Source organism: Streptomyces netropsis (assembly GCF_014203545.1).
Taxonomy (GTDB): domain Bacteria; phylum Actinomycetota; class Actinomycetes; order Streptomycetales; family Streptomycetaceae; genus Streptomyces; species Streptomyces netropsis.
On the sequence record NZ_JACHJG010000014.1, the window covers coordinates 25,762 to 46,938 of the forward strand.

The 21,177-nt window shown below is 70.8% G+C and carries 12 protein-coding genes; 4 read left to right on the top strand and 8 right to left on the bottom strand.

The window, feature by feature from the left end; translation table 11 throughout:
- Positions 1-10 precede the first annotated feature (10 nt).
- The 5 genes from FHS38_RS34895 to prcB form a co-directional block, all read right to left on the bottom strand.
- Positions 11-619, bottom strand: a complete 609-nt coding sequence (locus FHS38_RS34895; RefSeq protein ID WP_221495440.1) for a hypothetical protein — start codon at positions 617-619, stop codon at positions 11-13.
- Positions 616-1,665 carry an aminotransferase class IV gene (locus FHS38_RS27795; RefSeq protein ID WP_184738125.1) on the bottom strand — a complete coding sequence of 350 codons (1,050 nt, stop codon included), beginning with the start codon at positions 1,663-1,665 and terminating at the stop codon, positions 616-618. Before FHS38_RS27795 ends, FHS38_RS34895 begins: the two co-directional genes overlap by 4 nt.
- On the bottom strand, positions 1,665-3,080 hold the full coding sequence (locus FHS38_RS27800; RefSeq protein ID WP_184738127.1) for a phenylacetate--CoA ligase family protein: 1,416 nt from the start codon (positions 3,078-3,080) through the stop codon (positions 1,665-1,667). The genes FHS38_RS27795 and FHS38_RS27800 overlap by 1 nt, the downstream gene beginning before the upstream one ends.
- A 53-nt stretch (positions 3,081-3,133) precedes the next feature.
- Positions 3,134-3,430: a Dabb family protein gene (locus FHS38_RS27805; RefSeq protein ID WP_184738129.1), complete on the bottom strand. Its 297-nt coding sequence runs from the start codon at positions 3,428-3,430 to the stop codon at positions 3,134-3,136.
- A 692-nt stretch (positions 3,431-4,122) separates the two neighbouring features.
- The gene (gene prcB, locus FHS38_RS27810; protein WP_184738130.1) at positions 4,123-4,977 is read right to left on the bottom strand and encodes a proteasome subunit beta; all 855 of its coding nucleotides are present in this window, start codon (positions 4,975-4,977) and stop codon (positions 4,123-4,125) included.
- Positions 4,978-6,140: 1,163 nt separating this feature from the next.
- On the opposite strand from prcB, the gene FHS38_RS27815 reads away from it, so the two are divergent.
- Positions 6,141-7,106: a LysR family transcriptional regulator gene (locus tag FHS38_RS27815; protein ID WP_184738132.1), complete on the top strand. Its 966-nt coding sequence runs from the start codon at positions 6,141-6,143 to the stop codon at positions 7,104-7,106.
- Between the two features lie 33 nt (positions 7,107-7,139).
- Here the strand turns inward: FHS38_RS27815 and FHS38_RS27820 are convergent, their stop codons facing one another.
- Together FHS38_RS27820 and FHS38_RS27825 are read right to left on the bottom strand one after the other, a co-directional pair.
- Positions 7,140-8,438, bottom strand: a complete 1,299-nt coding sequence (locus tag FHS38_RS27820) for a CAP domain-containing protein (RefSeq protein ID WP_184738134.1) — start codon at positions 8,436-8,438, stop codon at positions 7,140-7,142.
- 88 nt (positions 8,439-8,526) lie between these two features.
- Positions 8,527-10,200, bottom strand: coding sequence for a purine-cytosine permease family protein (locus FHS38_RS27825; RefSeq protein WP_184738136.1), 1,674 nt, complete (start codon positions 10,198-10,200; stop codon positions 8,527-8,529).
- Positions 10,201-10,478: 278 nt separating this feature from the next.
- Between FHS38_RS27825 and FHS38_RS27830 the strand changes: the two genes are divergently transcribed.
- From FHS38_RS27830 to FHS38_RS27840, 3 genes are read left to right on the top strand one after another with little or no spacing between them, the layout of a single operon-like run.
- Positions 10,479-16,580 (top strand): type I polyketide synthase, encoded by a 6,102-nt coding sequence (locus tag FHS38_RS27830; protein WP_184738138.1) that lies wholly within the window; start codon positions 10,479-10,481, stop codon positions 16,578-16,580.
- Complete coding sequence (locus tag FHS38_RS27835) at positions 16,577-18,859, top strand: hotdog family protein (RefSeq protein ID WP_184738140.1); 2,283 nt, start codon at positions 16,577-16,579, stop codon at positions 18,857-18,859. The genes FHS38_RS27830 and FHS38_RS27835 overlap by 4 nt, the downstream gene beginning before the upstream one ends.
- Positions 18,856-20,448: a PfaD family polyunsaturated fatty acid/polyketide biosynthesis protein gene (locus FHS38_RS27840; protein ID WP_184738142.1), complete on the top strand. Its 1,593-nt coding sequence runs from the start codon at positions 18,856-18,858 to the stop codon at positions 20,446-20,448. Before FHS38_RS27835 ends, FHS38_RS27840 begins: the two co-directional genes overlap by 4 nt.
- 23 nt (positions 20,449-20,471) lie before the next feature.
- Here the strand turns inward: FHS38_RS27840 and FHS38_RS27845 are convergent, their stop codons facing one another.
- Positions 20,472-21,113, bottom strand: a complete 642-nt coding sequence (locus FHS38_RS27845; RefSeq protein WP_184738144.1) for a hypothetical protein — start codon at positions 21,111-21,113, stop codon at positions 20,472-20,474.
- Positions 21,114-21,177: the final 64 nt, after the last annotated feature.

Sequence of the window (21,177 nt, forward strand, 5' to 3'; positions counted from 1 at the left end):
CTCTCCTGTGTCATGCGCCCGAGCCGTCCGGCACCGACCTGGCGAACACCGACCACACCATGCGGATCGGCCTGGTCCGCGAGATGAACTCCAGGTCGTACAGTGCGGCGCACGGCCCGGTGGTGAGCGCGAGGTCGGCCGTGCCGTCCAGGGCGGCGCGAGCCGCCGCGCTGGTCGAGGTGGAGTGGAGCACCTTGTGTGTGGTGTGCTTGCGCGACAGCAGTTGCGCGATGATCGGTTCGGGCGCGGGATGCGTCGCGATCGTGGGGGAGTCCGGCACCGGTGTCGCTCCGCGGCGCACGGCGAGGCCGTACAGCGGTGTGTCCATCACGAACACGTTGGTGAGCTCCAAGGCCGGGTCCATGTAGAAGTGGTTGATCGCCTTATAGGCGTTGGCCACGACCACGTGCGCCACGTCCGCGGCGCGTAACGCGGCACCCGCCTCCTCATAGGTGTCGAACAGACGGACAGCGGCCGCCGGGCCGTCGGGCCCGGCGGATCTGCGCGCGAACTGGGTCGCGGCCACCTCACTGCTCGTGCCGGGCGGCCCGAGCGTGCCCACGGCCGAGGTCCCGTCCGAACCGGGGTGCAGGAGCGTGGTGAAGCTCAGCAGCGTCATCCTTGTTTCCCTGAAGTTGGCGTTGTCCGGGTGCGGGAGCCCCGGGGCACTTCTCCGACGGTCCGGCCGCCGGCCCTCGGGTCCCCGTCGGTGACCACCGGCGTGAGCCATTCGGGATGAGCTCCGGCGGTGGATCTCGTGGCCGAGTCGTAGAGCGCGGCGACCCGGGTCGTGACCGGGCCGATGGCGCCGCTTCCGATGTCCCTCCCGGACAGGGAGGTCACGGAGACCACGCCCTTGCCGGTGGAGGAAAGGAAGATCTCGTCGGCGGTGAACAGCTCCGCGGGACTGAGCACGCGCTCCACGACCTCCGTGCCGGACTCCCGGCACAAGGTGATCAAGGTGTCCCTGGTGATGCCCGGCAGGAGATCGCCCGTATCGGGAGGGGTGACGATGCGGCCGTCGAGAACGGCGAAGACATTCGCGGTGCTCGCTTCGGCGACGTTGCCCGTGTGGTCCAGGAGGATGGCGTCGTCGAATCCGGCGGCACGAGCCTCGTCACAAGCGAGAGCGCTGGTCACATAGCCACCGGCGATCTTGGCTTGGGCGGGCAGGGTGTCGCGCGGCGGACGCCGCCACGAGCTGACCGCGCAGCGTGTTCCCTGCACGGTTCCCCCCGAGGGAAAACCGAACGTGGTGATGGACAGCCCGTCGGACACACCCGCCAGTGACACACCGGGGGGCGTGTTCGGCAGCAGAGAGAGCTTGTGCGCCAGGGGCCGCACATAGGTGTCCCCCTCGTGGCCGTTGCGCCTCAACAGCTCGACCGTGATGTCGATGAGCTCTTCGACCGCGCTCGGTACGGCGATGATGCGCAGGACCTGGCAGGCGCGCAGCAGGCGTTCGTAGTGTTCGCGCGCCCGGAACAGGAAGAGCCCGGAGTCCGAGCGGTAAGCGCGAATGCCCTCGAACGCACCCGTTCCGTAGTGCAGGGCCTGCGTGGAGAGCGGCAGTCTCCGGGCGGTCGCGGAAACGAACTCACCGCGGTCGTAGGCCCACTCGCCGAGCCCGAGCGCCGATGGAGTGGCCGTGGCCTGAGCAGCCATCATGCCCTCGTCGCGGCGATGCACTCGGCCGAGCTGTTCTCGGCGGACGGATCCGTACGCAGATCCACGACCCGCGCGGCCTTCCAGCTCACCATGGCTCCCGTGCTGGTGATGGGGCCGGGGGTGCCGAACCCGACGGTCAAAGGGGTGTCCAGGGCGTCGAGGCAGTCCCCGGCAGCCGGCGCGATGTCGTCGCGGTGGTGGTCCGGATCGGCCTTGAGGGTCAGCGAGAGCAGATCCCTGCCGCGGTCGTCCCGGGCCACGGTGATCTGGTAGTCCTGGTAGCCGCGGAACCGGCGGAGCAGCAGATCCTCGAGGTCGTAACCGTTGACGAGGTGGCCGTTGAGGAGGAGCCGGTCGCGCACCCGCCCGACCGCTTCCACCGCCGGCGCCGGTACGGCGGCACCGGGGGCGGGGTCGGTCATCCTCACCATGTCACCGGTTCGGTACCTGATGAGCGGCTTCGCACCCGAGTACAGGTTCGTCACGACGAGTTCGCCGTACCGTACGCCGTCGGTGTCGGGTCGCACCGGCTCAAGGGTCTCGGGATCGATCACCTCGTAGAGGTTGATCAGCGGGGCGGTGCGGAGCGCCCCGTCGGAGGTGGCCGCCGCGAGCACCGAAGCCTCCTGCGACGCGTAGAGGGCGTTGCGCGCCTCGGCCCCCCAGAGCACGCCGATGTTCTCCAGCAGACTGGGTGACATCAACTCGCCGGTGAGCATCAGGACATCGAGTGAGAAGTCACGCCGGGGATCCAGGCCCTCTTCGACCGCCTTCTGCGCGAGCCGCATGGCCATACCGGGGGTGCAGAACAACCCGGTCACCGGCAGGAGGCGCATGACCTCCAGGGCGCGTTCGAAGCCGATCACCGGTGAGTGCGGCCACATCTTGGCCACCGCGTGCCCCAGATTGCGGCACACGTCCCCGAAGGTGTCCCCGGTGGCGTGCAGCTCAGTGGGGCCGGAGATACCGATGACCTGGTCGCCCCCGTGTGCGGCCAGGACATCGCGGTAATAGGCGGTGAGTACGGTGTTGTTGTGGATGGTGTCCCCGTTGGTGCGTGGACACGGTGTTGCCGCCCCTGTCGTGCCGGTCGTCTCGTAGAAGACCCAGGCGTCGGAGACGGGGCGCGACAGAATGTCGAGCTGGGCCTTCCTCAGGTCGTCCTTGGTGGTGAACGGAACACTCCGCAGGTCGTCGATCCGCAGCGCGGACACGTCCGCGTCGGTGATCCCCGCCAATCGTTCTCGGTAGAAGGGGGAGTTGGCGCGCACGTAGGTGAGAACCTCGCGCAGCCTGCGGGTCTGGTGGGACGCCAGCATGTCTGCATCCCACCCCCCTGCGATGAACGCGTCGAACTGGTTGCGCAGCTCGTTCGTGAGCGCCGCGGATTCCGGGTCGTACTGTGTGAACACCCAATCCTCCAATCGGGGATGTGCCGTCTCTCGCGCGAGACGAATCGGATGGGTCAGGCGTCGTTCAGGTCGGCGACCACCCAGTCGGAGATCGACCGCCAGCGCTCCACAGCGTCGCGATGGAACTCGTTGGTCTGGTACTTCTCCAGTGCCAGCAGATCGGGTAGCACCCCGATGACGGCGAAGTCGTAGGAGACGTCACGGTCGACCACATTCCAGCCGACCCGCCAGGTAAGAAGCTCCGGGACGTGACGCCCGACCTCCCTGGCGAACTTCTCGGCCTCGATCACGGACGGCGAGTTGCGCTCGACGCCGTCCTTGAGCTTGAAGAGAGCAATGTGCGTGATCACCGCTGCCTTTCACGCACCCACAACGGCCTTCAGGGAGCGAGCAGTTCCGTTCCATGGGAGAGGCGTTGAGGCGTGTGCGATTTACGTCGGCACCGACGAAGCGAGGGGTCGCGGTCTTCGCGCCGGAGCCCCGGCGGGATGCGACTCTGCTGCTCATCGGCGAACAAGGGGATTCCTCTGCTGTACCACCGTTCCCGCGAAGAAAAGCATGGCGGGATCTCTTGGAACGATCATGCCGATGTCCCCGGCGCTGTTCAATCGCACTTTTCCGATGCTGTGGATCGAACAATCGAATGGACCGCGCCGACTGGATGGCAGACTCCGGAGTCTCACGGGTCTTGCGGCGGTCTCGAGGCGACCGGCATCACTCAGGATGGCGCCTGCGCAGGGGTACCGGGCGCTGCTTCGCGTGACACGTTGTCGTGTTCACTTCTTGAGCAACGTCTTCGTCGTGATTCCCAGGACTACGCCGAGACGGCCGGCCGCCGGTTCCCCAAGGCGGAACAGAGACAGCTGCTCCTCGGCGGGGCTACGGCACTCCCTGGGACAGACGGCCGCCAGGTCCGAGCAGACAACCGTGGCGGAGTGGCCAGGAGAAGAGGGTGTTCCGTCGAGCTACGCATGCCCGACGGGGATGCGGGGACCCGCAACGCAGCATTTTCGGCGGTGCGTTGCGGCGTCCCGCGCTCTGCTTACAACGTGGCGACCGGGCCGTCCGGCTGGTGGTGGCGCTGTTCGACCATCTCGCGGCTCAGCTCCTCGGTCTCCTGCTGGGAGAGCCGCTCGAATCCGTCCTCGGTGATGACGGACACGATGGGGAAGATCCGGCGGCTGATGTCCGGGCCGCCGGTGGCCGAGTCGTCGTCGGCCGCGTCGAACAGGGCCTGGAGTGCGGCCAGGGCCGCGTCGCGCCGGGACATGTCCGCGCGGTACAGCTTCTTCAACGCGCCCCGCGCGTAGGGGGACCCGGAACCCTCGGCGTGGAAATCCGTCTTCTCGTACGGGCCGCCGGTGACGTCGAAGCTGAAGATGCGGCCCCTCCTACCGAGGGGGGCCGTCGGGTCGTACCCGGTGAGCAGCGGCACCACGGCGAGACCCTGCATGGCTTGGCCCAGGTTCTGCCGGATCATCGCGGCCAGCCGGGCCGCCTTCGCGTTGAGGGTCATGGGGATGCCCTCGATCTTCTCGAAGTGGGTCAGCTCGACTTGGTAGAGCTTCACCAGGTCCAGCGCGAGGCCCACCGTGCCGGCGAAGGCGACAGCTGAGTAATCGTCCGCCGGGTGCACCTTCTCCAGGTCGCGCTGCGCGATGAGGTTCCCCATCGTCGCCCGGCGGTCGCCCGCGATCATCACGCCGTCGCGGTAGGTGAGCGCCAGCACCGTGGTGCCGTGCGGAACCTGGTCCGGCGCGGCCTGAACGCCCTCGGGAAGGAGCCCGACCGTGCTGAGCAGCTCCGGCCGGTGCGCCTGGACGAACTCGGTGAAGGAGGAGCTTCCAGGGGTGAAGAACTCCGCTCCTAAGCGGCCTATGCTGTCACTCCGCGCCATGTTTGTCCTCCTTGGGTCAGGTGCGAACGATCAACTACTACCATGAACGACCCTATGGAAAACTCCTGTTGCCAGTGAGGGCGAACGGGCCCCGGGCCGGATGCGACAGGCGCCCGGCGCGGCTCCTGCCGCACTCCTGACCGGCTGCTGACAAGTGGTCGTCCGTGAACAGGACCTCCGGGTTGATGAGCCGGCCGGCACGGGGCACAGAGCGCGACATTGACGTCTTCCACGCCGCTTTCGACTTCGCCCGTGTCGGGGCCGCCCGCGCCACCGGTCTACGCGATCTGCCCCTGTACGACGCCGTGCGGAACCGGGGCTGGCTGGAAAACATTCCAAATCACCCTAGACCTGTTGCGCTGGGCGCCGATGCCTGCCCTGTCCGGAAAGCTCCGCCTGCGGAACCCTCGTGCGCGGCTGCGGCTGCTCTCCGTCGCCGCCCCGCCCCTCACCACCGCACGCCGACGGCACCCGGATGTGCCCGCCCCTGGCCGCGGATACCCGCGGTCATCCGTGCGATCGACCGGCGCCAGACTCTCCCGAACTCTGGATGACCAGCGACAACGCTCCTGCTCCCCATGAACTTGCCATCCCTTCGGGGGCCGTGGGGCCCGGCACCCACGCGACGCGACAGCCGCGGCCTTGCCCTTCCGGCGCCACCAGGCGGCTTGGGCAGTTGAACTGGCGGACCGTCATGAAACGGCGCGGTCGACCGCCCCGGCCCAGCAGTACGTCACCGCGGGTCGCCCTGGCGTCGGTCGTGCCGGGCGTGGGCTCCGCGGTCACATTCCAGCCATTCCGATCTTGGACTCTTTGCCTGCACGCATTGCGCAGGTATTTTCCTTTTCGAGGAATCAATGAATTGAGTTACATCCGCTCAGCGCACGCGACGCAAGGTACCCCCACCGACCTGCATTACCCGCCGCTCCATCAAGAGTTTGGATGTGAATATGTCAGCCAACGGCGCCGGGATAAAAATATTCCGTCAATAATGGGTTCGCGGCGGCGGTAACGCCGGTACCCGTCGACTCCGCTCTTCCGGGATGCCACCACCCGGCAGAGCGATGACCGAAAGTGCCAGCCTTCCGAGCATCGGCCCGCGCGTCATGAACCGGAATCGTTCCCCGGTCCCCTGCGCAAGCCCAAAGAAATCGAGACCCCCCATGACATACCGACTGGACTTCAGTCTGACTCAGCTGCTCTATTTCGTCACCATAGCAGAGACAAGAAATATCTCTGAAGCCGCAGCTCGTCTGCACGCTTCACAGTCTGCCGTCTCCTCGGCCATTCAGAGGCTGGAGCGACAGTTAGGCAGTCAATTACTGTCGCGCCAGCACGCCAAAGGAGTCACGCTCACGCCGAGCGGTCAGCTGCTTCTCGACGACGCGCGGAAGGTCCTGTTTCAGGCCCGCACCCTCAAGGACCACAGCAGCAGACTCCAGGGCGAGACCGCAGGCCATATCGACGTCGGCTGTTGTTGCACGATCACCCCTTTTCTCATCCCGGAGGCCCTCGCCGGACTGGCGAAGTCGCATCCGGGTCTGAAGGTGAACCTCCATGACACGCGCAAGCCGACCGAACTGCTGCGCAACGGATCGTGCGATCTGGTGGTGACGTACAGCTTCACCCCCACCGAGGGCAGGACGTTTATCGAACTGGCCACCCCTCCGCTCTATTGCCTCATTCCTCAGGAGCACCCACTGGCGCGTGCAGGGCATGCCTCGCTGAGAGAGATAGTCGAGCTGCCGCTTTTGATGCTGAATCTGTCTTCCGACAACGCATACAAATCCTATATGGAATCCATTTTTGCGGTGGGTGGAATCCCCATGCCTGAAGTGATCTGGGCGACGGGGACGGAGGTGATGCGTAGTCTGGTCAGCATAGGGGCGGGATTCATGCTCACGCACCACCGCCCCCTGTCGTTGGATACGTCCGACGACAGGAAGAACGCACTGGTGGTGATCACGGACGATCGCCCTCCCCTGTCCATCGGGGTGCAAATGCCGAAAACCCAGGTATCGAGCCAGAAAACACGCCACGTCATACACGCCCTCCGCAAGGCGGCGAGCGAGATATACGCACCGGCGCCCCGCGCCCTGCTACGACCGCCGGTCGACGTCCGTGGGTGAGCCGCGCTCGGCGTAGGGAACTGACAAGGCGTTCTAGACGGATGCGCCGAAGAGCTGGGTCCAGTAGGTGCCGGCCCGGCTGCCGGTGGCGTAGCCGATGCCGATGTGTGTGAAGTGCGGCGTGAGGATGTTGGCGCGGTGGCCCGGGCTGTCCATCCAGCCGCGCAGGACGTCGACGGGGGAGCGCTGACCGCAGGCGATGTTCTCGCCGATGCCACGGTGCGGGCACCCCGCGGCGGCGGCCCGGTCCCATGGTTCGCGCCCCTCGGGGGTGGTGTGAGAATAGAAGTCACGGCCGACCATGTCGGTGCTGTGGCCCTGCGCGGCCGCGGTCAGTCGTGGGTCGACGGCAAGCGGCCGCAGCCCGGCGGCGGTTCGTTCGGCGTTGGTGAGCGTGACCACCTCCGATGCGAGCCGGGCCAGGCCGTCCTCGGTGAAGGGCCTGGCCCACACAGCGGTCCAATAGACCTCATCGGGGCGGCCGCCGACGGCGTGACCGATCCCGACGTGGGTGAAGTCCGGGTCGCGCAGCGGGAGCCGGCGCTCCGCACCGGCCAGGCAGTAGGCGACGAACTCGTCCGGGGTGCGAGGCCCGGAGACGAGGTGCTCGGCGAGCGTCAGACACCGGTATCCGCCGGTGGTGATCCGGTGGAAGAGCGAGGTCCCGTCGGGGCTCTCGACACCGAGGCGGCCGTGCGCGGCCATGCCCGCGGCATGCGTCCGCGCGGCGGTGACCAGGCGGGGTTCGAGGGCCACCGGTGCCGCGCGGCGCGCCGCCCGTTCGACGTTGACCAGCCGGAGGAAGGCGGCCTCGTCGGAGGTGGGTCGAGGCGTGGTGGGCGGCGGCTCGGTGTCGTCCAGGACGTCGACGCCGAAATCGCGGGCGACCCCGGCGAGACCGTCCGCGTACCCCTGGCCCAGTGCCCGTAGTTTCCAGCCCGCCCCGCGCCGGTAGAGCTCGGCCAGCAGCAGCACGGTCTCGTGCGCGGGCCGGGGCGGGGTGAAGCGGAGCAGCGCGGTCCCGGCGCTGCCCGAGACGGTCATGACGGGGACCGCCGCCCGGGCGAGCGGCGTACCGGGCACGGCGGAGCTGACGACCACCGTGACCCGGGCCGCACCGGACCGCAACCGCCGGGGGTCGACGACGACGGTGTCCCCGCGCAGCCGGGCGCCCGGCGCGGACGGCTGGTTGAAGAACACGAAGTCGGCGTCGCCCGCGACCTTGCCCGATTCGTCGGTGACGATCACCGACAGGTCGAACGGCCCCGGCACGTGGATCGACAGGGCGCCGTCCGGCAGTGCCCGGTTCTCCCCGGTGGTCAACTCGTTCATCGTGCCCCTCCCGCTGCCATCGGCCGACGCCGGGTCAACGCGCGGCGAAGGGCCGGCGGTTCCGCGGACAGGACGGCAACGTCGCTGATCAGATGGCGGCCGACGACGCGGGGAGCACGTGGTCGCCGATTCTGTCGGTGCTCAGGCACAGGGAGCAGACCACCGCGTCGTGGGTGCGGCAGGCGGCCACGTCCGGACGCTCGAACTCCTGTCGGCACACGTGGCACGCGTAGAGCGCGGCGCTCGGGTTGCCGTCCGCGTCGAGCAGGGGTTCGTCGATCCCGTCCGTGGTGCGGCGCAGGTAGTAGCGCCCCTTGGTCAGTACGGCCATCAGCGGGGTGAGGACGAAGGCGATCAGTGCCGCCGCGACCGGGGAGTACGGCTGAAGCGTGTCGCCCAGGGCGTGGAAGTACAGGGCGATCGACAGGCCGGAGGCGGCGACGAAGGCGACCGTGCCCACCGGGTTGACGGCGTAGAGCATGCCGCGCCGGAACTCGGGTGCGTGCGGGGAGAGCTTCAGGAGGTATTTGTTCACGATGATGTCGGTGGCGACGGTGACGACCCAGGCGATGGCGCAGTTGGAGTAGAAGCTCAGGACGTGGCTCAGGAAGCTGAACATGTCGGCTTCCATCAACGTCAGCGCGAAGGCCAGGTTGAGCAGGACGAACACCATGCGTCCCGGGTAGCGCTTGGTCAGCCGGGTGAAGGAGTTGGTCCATGCCAGCGAGCCGGAGTAGGCGTTCGTCACGTTGATCTTGATCTGGCTGATCACGACCAGCGCCACAGCCAGCGGAACGACGAGCCACGAGGGCATCATCGCGTCGAACGCCGCCTTGAACTGCTGAATGGGCTCCGCCGCGGCCGTCGGCCCCACGGAGGCGATGACGTACACCGCGAGGAAGACCCCGATCGCCTGCTTCAGCGCACCCAGCACCACCCAGCCCGGGCCCGCCACCACGACCGCCGCCCACCAAGCGCGCCGGTTCGCGTCGGTCCGAGGAGGCATGAAGCGCAAATAGTCGATCTGTTCGCCGATCTGCGCGATCAGCGACAGACAGACACCCGAGCCCAGCAGCACCGAGGCCGTATCCAACCCACCCTGCCCGTCGGTGCCCGCGTAGGACAGCCAGCGGTCCACCGTTCCCGGATCGGTGACCATCAGATACACCAGCGGTCCCACCATCAGCAGCAACCAGACCGGCGTCGTCCACACCTGGAGCTTGCTGAGCGCCTTCATCCCGTAGACGACCAGGGGTATCACCATGAACGTCGAGACCAGATAGCCCAGCCACAGCGGCAGTCCCAGGCCGAGCTTCAGTCCTTGCGCCATGATCGCCCCTTCGAGGGCGAAGAAGATGAAGGTGAAGCTGGCGAAGATGACGCTGGTCAGGACCGAGCCGTAGTAGCCGAAGCCGGAGCCGCGGGTGATCAGGTCCAGGTCGATGTTGTAGCGCGCCCCGTAATAGGCGAGCGGAAAGCCGGTGACGAAGATGATCACGGCGGCGACGAGGATCGCGGCCAGCGCGTTCCCGGTGCCGTGGGTGAGTCCGATGCCGGCGCCGATCGAGAAGTCGGCCATGTACGCGATCCCGCCCATCGCGGTGGTCGCCACGACCGTCGGCGTCCAGCGACGGTAGCTGCGCGGCGCGAACCGGAGGGTGTAGTCCTCCAGCGTCTCCCGGGCCGCGTGCTCGGCGTCGGCCCCGGGGCGCGGAGACTCTTCACGGCCGGCGGGATCCTTGAGGCGTGGCTCGGTACTCATGTTGTCTCCTGGGCACGTGGTGGCTGCGACGGCTTCGCAGCCGGCCACGGGGAACGCTAGGCAAGGCGTATTTCCTGCCGCCGCCTCGAACGTGAAGGCGATGTTTCCGTGTCCTCTGTTCAGGTGAGTCACCGCGAATGTGGGCGGTGTTCGGTGTCCCGACGCACGGGTTGTCGTTTGGACTGACAGGCGGTGCCGCCCCATGCCCTGTTGCGCGCAGTGGCGACCAGAGGACGGCTGTTGTGTGCAGTTCGTGGCGGAACAAGAAGAGGTAACCGGTGCCAACAGATGACATCGATCGTCGGCTCGCCCACGACCCCATCGCGATCGTGGGACTCGCGGGAATGTTCCCCAAGGCAGAGGACCTCGGCGAGTTCTGGGACAACGTCGTGGCGGGCAGGGACTGCACCACCGAAGTCCCGCCCGCCTGGTGGAAGACCGAGGACCACTACGACCCGGACCTGTTCGCACCCGACAAGACCTACGCCCGCCGCGGCGGGTTCCTCTCGCCGACCGTGTTCGACCCCCGCGCGTTCGGGATGCCGCCGAACACCGTCGACTCCACCGGGCTGGTGCAGCTGCTGAGCCTCATGGTGGCCAAGGAGGTGCTGCGGGATGCGGGGTGCGAGCAGGCCGAGTGGTACGACCCGGCGCGCACCGGGGTGGTGCTCGGGGTGTGCGGCACCAACTCCACCCTCATCCCGCTCGCCGCCCGTCTGTTGGCCCCCGCGATCACCGATATCGCGCGTCGGCACGGGGTACCGGAAGCGGAGGCGCGCCGGCTCGCCCGCTCGTATCTGGACACCCTGCCGCCGTGGACGGAGGACTCCTTCCCGGGAATCCTCGGCAACGTCGTCTCCGGCCGGGTCGCCAACCGCTTCGACTTCGGCGCCGCCAATCACACCGTCGACGCGGCCTGCGCCAGCTCCCTGACCGCCGTGCGGGCCGCCGTCGACGAACTCGTCTGCCGCCGGGCCGACTTGATGATCACCGGAGGGTGCGACGCGGACAACTCCGTGGTGTCCTTCATGTGCTTCAGCAAGACCCCCGCCCTCTCGCTCACCGGCCGGGTGCGCCCCTTCGACGCCGAAGCCGACGGCACACTGATCGGTGAAGGCATCGGCATGCTGGCACTCAAGCGCCTCGACGACGCCGAACGGGACGGCGACCGGGTCTACGCGGTCATCCGCGGCCTCGGCAGCTCGAGCGACGGCCGCGCCAAGAGCATCTATGCCCCCTGCGGACAGGGGCAGTTGGCCGCACTGCGGCGTGCCTACCACGACGCCGACTGCGCACCCCGCTCCGTCGAGCTGATCGAGGCCCACGGCACCGGAACCCCGGCCGGTGACGAGGTGGAGCTGACGGCGCTCGCCGAACTCATGGCCACCCCGGACGACAGCCGCTACGTCGCCGTGGGCAGCGTCAAATCACAGATCGGGCACACCAAGGCGGCGGCCGGCGCCGCCGGGCTCATCAAGACCGCGCTGGCCCTGCACCACAAGCTGCTGCCGCCCACCATCAACGTCACCACCCCCAGCGCCCCGGCCGCCCGCGAGGACGGCGCCCTCTACGTCAACACCACCGCCCGGCCCTGGATCCTCGACCCGGCCCGGCCGGTGCGCCGGGCGGGCGTCTCCGCGTTCGGCTTCGGCGGGGTGAACCACCACGCCGTGCTGGAGGAGCACCGTCCCCCGCAGGGCCGGCCGGAGCGACGGGTCCTGCACCGCACCCCCCGTGCCCGCCTGTGGCACGCCCCGACCCCGCGGGAACTGCTCGTCCTGCTGGAGAACGGCGGGGCACCCGACGACGGGCCGGTCCCGGCCGGTCACGCCCGCGTCGGGTACGTCGCGAAGGACGAGGAGCACCACACCAAGCTGCTCACCGCCACCATCGACCAACTGCGCAACAACCTCGGACTCGACGAGTGGCACCATGTCAGGGGCATCCACTACCGCCGCACCGCCCTGCCGTCCGGCACCAAGGTCGGCGCGCTGTTCGCCGGACAGGGCAGCCAGTACGTGGACATGGGCCTGCGGGCCCTGCTCGACGTACCACCCGTGCGCGCGGCCTTCGACGCGGCGGGCGCCCTCTTCCCGCCCGAGGACACCCTGGCCCGCACCGTCTTCCCACCGCCCGGCGCCCACGACAAGCAGCTCGCGGACGAGCGCCTGCGCCGCACCGCGTACGCCCAGCCCGCCATCGCCGCGCTGGCCATGGGGCAGTACCGGTTCCTGACCGAGCTGGGGTTCGCCCCGCACGCGGTGCTCGGCCACAGCTTCGGCGAACTGCCCGCGCTCTGGGCCGCCGGAACCCTGGACGACGACGCGTTCCTGGCACTCGCGCGAGCCAGGGGCCAGGCCATGCAGTCCCCGCCGCCCGGCAGCACCGACCCCGGGGCCATGGCCGCGCTGCGCGTTACGGAAGCCAGACTGCGGAACCTGCTGGCCGACCACCCCGAGCTGGTGGTCTGCGGCCGCAACGCGCCGGACGAGCAGGTGGTGGGCGGCCCGAGGGCGGCCGTCGAGGGCTTCGTGCGGTCGTGCGCCGGGCAGTCGGTGCCCGTCCAGCGGCTGCCGGTCGCCGCGGCCTTCCACACCGCGTTCGTCGAGCACGCCCTCGACGCCTTCGGCGCGGCCTGCGCCACCGTGGACTTCGCCGCCCCCGCCATTCCGGTCCACGCCAACACCGCGGGAGCGACGTACGGCCCTGACCAGGAAGCCAACCGGCGCACCCTCGTGGAACAACTGCGCCACCCGGTGGAGTTCGCCTCCCGGCTGGAGGAGATGCACGCGGACGGCGTCGGCGTCTTCGTCGAATTCGGCCCCGGGCGCACCCTGACCGGTCTGGTGGAACGCACCCTGGGCGAGCGCGGCGCCCAGGCCGTCCCGTGTGACATCAGTGGTGCCGACGGAGGGGTGGTCCTCAAGGAGGCGGCACTCAGGCTCGCCGTACTGGGGCTGCCACTGGCGGGCATCAACCGCTACGACGCCCCGGAGCGACCGCAACGCCCCACGGCCTCGAACGTCGCCCGCCTGCTGGAGGGACCGAACTTCGCATGGGAGGCCAGACAAGGAGCGTACGAGGCCGAACCCCCTCGCCTCCCGGAGCAGCAGCGGGCCCCGCAGCCCCTCGTGCCGCCCGGGACGGACCCGCTGTCCCAGGCCGCCGCCGAACACCTCACCGCCCATGTCCGTTATCTGAACGGTCAGTTGGACACCGCGGAGCAGCTCACCGGCCTGCTGGCGGCCGGCACCGTCGACGGGCACGTGGACGAATCGCTCGCCGCCGCCGTCCACGCCATCACGGAACACAGCATCGCGCTGGGGGAGGCACACACCCGCGCCGGCGAGGTCGTCACCCGGCTGCTGAACCTGCCTGCCGACGACCCCGAGGCGTGGCCCTCCACGGCCTCGCAGGCCCCGGACGGGCCGGCCGTCCGACCGCCCGGGACGGCCGCCGCCCCGGACCGGACCACTCCGCTCGTTCCCCGCCCGGCGGGCGAACCACTGCCGCGCCCCCGCCCCGCCTCCCGCACCGCGCGGCCCCCGGCGCCCCGGACCTCCGCTCTGGCGGAACTCATGGCCGACCAGGACGGGCCGGGGCGACCGGCACGGACATCGACGAACACCTCGGACGTGGACCTGGAGGAGATGGAACAGGTCTTCCACCAGGTGGTCGCCGAAAAGACCGGCTACGACGTCGACATGATCGAGCCGGACCTCTTCATCCAGGAGGACCTCGGTATCGACTCGCTCAAACAGGTGGAGATCGCCGCGGAGGTCTGGCGCCGCTATCCCGTGATCACCCGGGACGAACTCTTCCGGTTCACCGAGGCCCGCACGGTCGGCGAACTCACCGACATGCTCCGGAACATCCTCGGCGGCTCGCGCCCCGAACTCCGGCGGGCCGACGTCATGCCCCTCGACCGGGCCTTCGTGACGTTGCGGGAACTGCCCGCCGCCGACGTCCGTACCGATGCCTACGGCGACCGACCGTGCGCGCTGCTGCTGGACGACGGAGGCGAGCTGTGCGCGGCAGTGGCCGAAGCCCTGCGCACCCGCGGCTGGCGCACGTGCCATCTGACGCTCCCCGGCGCCGACCGCGCCGACGGCGAGACCTGGGCCCTCGCGGACTGGACCGAGACGGCACTGGCCGCCCGCCTCGCCGACGTCCTGGCGGCCACCTCTCGGATCGACCTGTGCGCCCTGCCGGTCGACCGCCGCGCCGACACGACGGCGGATCAGCTCGTCACCCGACTGCAACACGCCGTCCTGGTGGCCAAGCACACCTTCCCCGTACTGGAGGAGACCGCCCGCGGCGGCACGCGTGCCGGGTTCGTCACCGCCACCCGGCTCGACGGCGCCCTCGGCTACGCCGGGTCCGGCGAGGATCCGGTGGCGGCCTTCGCCGGTGGCCTCGGCGGCCTCGTCAAGACGCTCGCCCTGGAGTCGGGGCCCCTGTTCTGCCGGGCTCTGGACTTCGCCCCGGAGCTGGCCGCCCCCACCGTCGGCGATGCCTTCGCGGCGGAGATCGCGGACTCCGCCACCGACGTCCGCGAGGTGGGAGTCGACGCGACACGGCGCCGCACGCCCGTCCTGTCCACGACCCCGGACCCCCTGCTGCCGCACCCGTCGGAGACGGCGGAGCTGGGCCCCGATGACGTGCTGCTCGTCACCGGCGGCGCCTCCGGCATCACCGCGTGGTGCGTCGAAGCCCTCGCCGCCGAACACCGCTGCTCCTACCTGCTGCTCGGCCGGACCCCGCTCACGGAGGAACCGGAGTGGGCGGCGGGCCTGGACGGGCCCGAGGCGCTCCGCGACGCGCTCGCCGAGCGGCTGCGCGCCGCCGGGGACGACGCCGCCGACCCGCACCACCGGTCCCGCACCGACCGGCAGGCCCAGGAGATCCTGGCCGGCCGCAGGATCCGGTCCGTGCTCGACGCCCTGCGGGCACGAGGCGCCGAAGCCGACTACCTCGCCGCGGACGTACGCGAGGCCGACGCGCTGTCGCGGGCGCTGGCTCCGCACGCCTCGCGCATCACCGGCGTGATCCACGCCGCGGGATCCCTCGGCGACTCGCCCCTGGCGGACAAGACACTCGACTCCCTCGCCCGGGTGATCGGCACCAAACTGTCCGGCCTGCACCACGTGCTCGACGCCCTGGACTCCTCCCGGCTCCGTCACCTCGTGGTCTTCTCCTCCGTGTCGGGCATCTGGGGCAACGTCCGGCAGTCGGACTACGCGCTGGCCAACGAGGCCGTCAACCGCTACGCCTGCGCCTTCAAGGCGGCCCACCCGACCTGCAGGGTCACGGCCGTCGCCTGGGGCCCGTGGGCAGGCGGCATGGCCGCCCCCGTGCAGGAGTTCTTCCGCCAGCAGGGCGTCCCCGTGCTGGCGCGCGACGTCGGCTGCGACTACTTCCTCGGCCAGATGCGTCCCGGCAGCGGCGCGGACGAAGTCGTCGTCATCGGGCCGGTCACCCCGCTGTTCCGCCGGTCCGACAGCCTGCCGGACCAAGGGCTGACGGCGCTGCGCTCCCTGGACGGACTGGAGCGCGAGCCGATGCTGCGCGATCACTGCTGGGCGGGCGCGCCGCTGCTGCCCATGACGGCCGCCGTCGGATGGGGGGTGCGCGCCGTGGAGGGCGCTCGGGCCGGGGCCCGGCCGGTGGTCGAGTGCCGGGACTTCCGCATCCGCCGGGGCCTGTACTTCGACGGCTCGCAGCCGAAGCAGGCCGAGGTCCGCGTGGTGCCGGACCCCGAGACGCCGGCGACCGACGCCCGGGTGACCGTACACACCCTCGATGACGACCACGAAGCGCAGATGCGGTACGAAGGCGGCTTCCGGTGCGCCGACCGTGCCCCCGACGCGCCGCGCCTGGAACTGCCGCCCTACCTGATCGCGGACGAGCCGCACCCCGCCTACACCGAAGGATTCCTCTTCCACGGCCCCACGCTGCGCGGACTGCGCAACGTCCTGGCCGAGGAGGACGGCAGGCTCGTCCTGGCCGCGCGGCTGCCGGACCCCGTCCTCGCCCACGGTGCGTACGCCGGACAGCTCTACAGCCCCGGCCCGGCCGATCTGCTGCTCCAGACCGCGGCCCTGCTCGGGCGCCGGCAGCACGAGGACGGTTGCGCACCGGTCAGCGTCGAACGCGTGGAGCTGTTCACACCGATCCCGGGCGACGCGCCGTTCGCCATCGTCGCCGAACTGGAGTCGGCGACCGTGCTCGACGTGCGCTGCACGGTCACCGCCTGTTCCCCGGACGGAGTGGTCCACCAGCGCTGGTCGGGACTGACTCTGGTCGGGCTCAGCAAAGAACAGATGGCGGACCGGATGACCGCACGCAGCCGCCGGGCGTCCGCAGGGGGCGGGGCATGACGGGCTCGGGAACGACGGACGAGCTCGGCTTCGACGGTGTCCCGTTCGCCGAGCTGTACGGCGAATCCGCTGCGGTTCCACCGGGCGGCATCGGCAGCAGCACCGCCGCGTCGTCGGACCGGCCCACGCCGACGGAGCCGGCCCGGCGCATGGCACGGCAAGTACAGCGCGCCCACGCCTCCGTGCTCCAAGCACACCGGGCGATCAGCGCCCGGCAGGCCCTCCTCGCCGGGGCCGGTACGTCCACGGGGCCGCGGTACGACCCTCGCGCGTGGGCGCGGCTGGGCGGCGCGTTGGCGGTGCTACGGGCGGGGGCGGCCCGGCTGCCGGACGCCGCCGCGCCAGGTGTGTACGAGGTGACCTGGCGGGGCCGGGTGCCGACGGAACCGACCGGGCTCCATGCCCACCTCACCGGCCCCGGCTCGACCGGCGCCCTCTGCCTTGTCCACGACGGCGACCGGCAGCCCGTCGCCTCGATCGAGCGGAGCACGGCAGGGCTGTCCGAAGAGGAACCGACGCAGCGTCATATCCACGGGATTCCCGCGGAGTTCCGGCCCCTCGCGCGCACCGCCGTTCATCGGCTGTCCGCGCCCGGGCTCGACGCGCTCGCCGCCGGGGACATCGCCGGTGTCTTCGGCGACGCCTTCGACCAAGACGGCTTGGAGCCGGAATGCCTGCCCGAGCGATGGCCCGCCCGCCTGCTGGAGGAGATCTCCGTCATCGAACCGGGCGGCGGCCCGTACGCCCAAGGGCTGCTCGCCGCGTCCGCCCGTATCGAGGCCGCCTGCGACACCGAACCGGTGTGGCCGTGGCTGGTCGCGGCGGCCACCGAGGCGCTGCGGGTGTACGTCTTCCACCAGGGCCTGCACCTGTGCCTGCCCGGGGCGCGGGTGGTTCCCTCCGAGGACGGCCCCATGAGGGTCGAGGTGCTCGACTCCGCGGCGGCGCGCGCGAGCGAACTGCGGTTCGCGGTCGAGGTGACCGGACTCGGCCTGGCGCCCCGCCCGTACGCGACGGCCGACTGCCGGGTCACCGCGGCCGGGCGGACGGTGGCCCGGCTGCGGGACATCGGCGTGACCGTCCTGGAGCGGCCCGGTGCCGACGTCATGCCGCACCCCGAGCGGCTCAGCTGCCGTAGGTCGCCGACGGGCGCCCGGGTGGCCGTCAACGAACTGCACATCGCGCAGGCGGTGGAAGACGATCCGGCGGAGGTGTTCGCCGCGTACGGTGCGCGGCCCACCGCGACCGCGACCCGGCCCCGGCTGCCCCGCGGCGACCTGCGGATGGTGGACCGCTGCACGCGCGCCGACGCCGGCCCGGCACCGGACCGGCCCGGCGGCAGGCTGACCGCCGAGTACGACGTCCCGGCCGGTCCCTGGTACTGCCGGGAGAACGGTGACACCGGCGTACCGCCGTTCGCTCTGATGGAGATGGCGCTCCAGCCCCTGGGGCTGCTCGGCGGGCTGACCGGTATGACATGGGAGTACCCCGAGCAGGACTTCGTGTGCCGCAATCTCGAAGGACGGGCCAGGCTGGTCCGCGAGGTGGACCCCCGCGCGGTGACGGTAGGTCAGGATGTGGTCCTGCGCTCGTCCGTGCCGCTCCCGGGGGCGGTGATCCAGCGCTCCGACTTCGAGCTGAGCACCGACGGCGAGGCGTTCTGCGTCGGCGAGGCGACGCACGGCTACTTCACCGCCGAGGTGCTGGGCGCCCAACAGGGGCTGGACGGCGGTACATACGTCGCGCCGTGGCTGGAACGCCGGTCCCAGAGCCCGACCGGGGCACTTCGGCTGGACCTGCGTGACGACACCCGCGTGGGCACCGGCCGGCTGGCGCTGCTCGAAGACGTGGTCGTGGTGCCCGGTGGCGGTGACCACGGCGCCGGATACGTGTGGTGCGACAAATCGGTGCGCGACGACGACTGGTTCTTCGAGCAGCACTTCCCCCACGACCCGGTGCTGCCCGGATCGGTCGGGGTGCAGATGCTCTTCCAGGCCGTACAGGCGTGCGCCGTGCACACCGGACTCGTCGACCACCTGCCGAGCCCCCGGTTCGCGCTCGCGGTCGGCGAGGAACTGCGGTGGTCCTACCGGGGCCAGATCCTGCGCCACCACCGGCGGGTGCGCGGCGAGGCGCACATCCGCGAGGTGCGGCGGGAGCGCGACCGGCTGCTCGTGCTCGCGGACGGCAGCGTATGGCGTGACGACCTGCGGATCTATCACGTGGACAACATCGCCTTGGCCGTCCGGCCCGGGGCGGGGCGGGAGGCCGGGCGATGACCGTGCACCACGACGCGGACGGCGTGTACGCGGTCCTCTCCTCGCTCGATCTCCCGTGCTACGTCGTCGCCGTCGGCGGGCGGGTGGGGGCCACCCACGAGCGTCCCGCGCCGGGCTCCGCCATCACCCTGCTCGCCGCGGCCGGTCCGCTGCCGCCCCACCGCCTCGGCTCGGCTGCCTTCGCGCGCCACCACGGTGTGCGCTCCGCCTACATGGCGGGCGCGATGGCCGGCGGCATCTCCGGCGAGGACCTCGTCGTCGCGCTGTCCCGCGCCGGTCATCTCGCCTCCTTCGGGTCCGCCGGTCTGCCCGCATCCCGGCTGCGGGAGGCGCTCGGACAGCTGGAGAACCGGCTCGGCGACGCTTCGTACGCCTGCAACCTGATCCACAGCCCCATGGCGCCGGAGGCGGAACGGACCTGCGTGGACCTCTGCCTGCGCCACCGCGTGCGCTGTGTGGAGGCGTCCGCCTTCGTCCAGCTCACCCCGGACCTGGTGCGCTACCGCCTCACGGGACTGCGCACCGACCCCGGCGGCGGTGTCCGCGCGGGGCACCGGGTCATCGCCAAGATCTCCCGCCCCGAGACCGCGGAGCTGTTCCTGCGGCCGGCCCCCGAAGAGCTCGTCGCCGAACTGCTGGCCCGCGGCGGGATCACGGCCGAGCAGGCAACCCTCGCCCGTTCGGTGCCGATGGCCGACGACATCACCGTGGAAGCCGATTCCGGGGGCCACACCGACCGTCGGCCGCTGACCGTGCTCCTCCCGGCCATCGCTCGGCTGCGCGACCGGCTCGGCCGCCCGCACCCCGGTGGTGACCCGGTGCGCCTCGGCGCGGCCGGAGGCATCGGCACCCCCCGCGCCGTCGCCGCCGCGCTCGCCCTCGGCGCGGACTACGTCGTCACCGGCTCGGTCAACCAGGGCAGCGTCGAGGCCGGGACCTCGCCGTCCGTCAAGCGGCTGCTGGCCGAAGCGGGCCTGGCCGACTGCGTCATGGCGCCGGCCGCGGACATGTTCGAGCAGGGCGTCACCGTGCAGGTCCTCGGCCGGGGCACGCTCTTCCCGAGCCGCGCCGGGCGGCTGTACCGGCTGTACCGCGACCACCCCGGACTGGACTCCCTGCCCGCCGTCGAACAGCGGCGCCTGGAGCGGACCTTCGGGATGTCCGTGGACCGGGTGTGGCAGGAGACCACCGACTACCTGAAGGATCGTCACCCCGAACGGCTCGTCCGGGCACAGCAGGACCCCAAGCACCGGATGGCCATGGTCTTCCGCTGGTACCTGGCCATGGCCTCACGATGGGCGACCTCAGGGGTGGACGACCGTGCCGAGGACTGGCAGATCTGGTGCGGGCCGGCGATGGGCGCGTTCAACGACTGGACCGCGGACAGCGCACTGGCCGCCCCCGAACGCCGTCACGTCACCGCCATCGCCGAACACCTCCTGCGCGGCGCCGCCTACCACCGCCGACTGGACCAACTGCGCGCCGCGGGCGTACGGATCCCCGACAGCTGCGCCGAATACCGACTGCCCGCACCGCCGGTACCGCGACAGGCCGGGGTGCGTGACACCGCGCCCCGTGCCCGTCGCTGACGCCCGCGCCCGCTAGTTCGCGGTCAGCCGACGCCGAGGCGGCCACGTCCTTCGACGCGGCCGAGACCGCGCGTGAGACACGTCCTGACGTCGTTGGTGGGAACCGCGGTGCCGGAGAACGAGCGACCTGCCATGAGGCCGGAGGTCACCCTGCCGCCGAGGAAGGAGTCGAGGGGCGTGTAACCCTGCCGGCCCCCGGAGGCGGGCCGCACGACGGACCGTCCGACGACGCCACCGGTGCGGTTCGCGCCCGTGTACCAGGTGATGGTGCCGCTGCCCTTGACGCCCGTCGCCCCGGAGCAGTTCGCGAGGCCGCTGCCGCTCAGGGCGAGCCGCCCGGACCTGATCCGTGACTGCCTGCCGTCGGGGGAGACACAGCCGCTCAGGTGGACGGTGCCGCGGGCGGAGACGCGCCGGGGGGTGCCGGAGACGGCGGGCGACAGCGTGATGCCGGGCGCCGTCCGCAGGGAGCACCTGAGCGTGCCGCCCGCCCGGACGGCGTCGGGTCCGGCCTGTGCGGACGGCCGTGCGGGTGTCTCGGCGTGACCCGGCGCGGTACCGGTCACGAGCAGGACGACCGCCGCTCCGGCGGCGGTCGCCACGTCGGCGCCGCGCCGCGCCCAGGCGGCAGCGGCGGCGCGGACGGTGTGAGCCCTACCGGGCATGTGACTCCTCCTTGTGTCGCAACGGATCTTCGCCGCGACGGATGGTCGCGGTGAAGGGAAACGG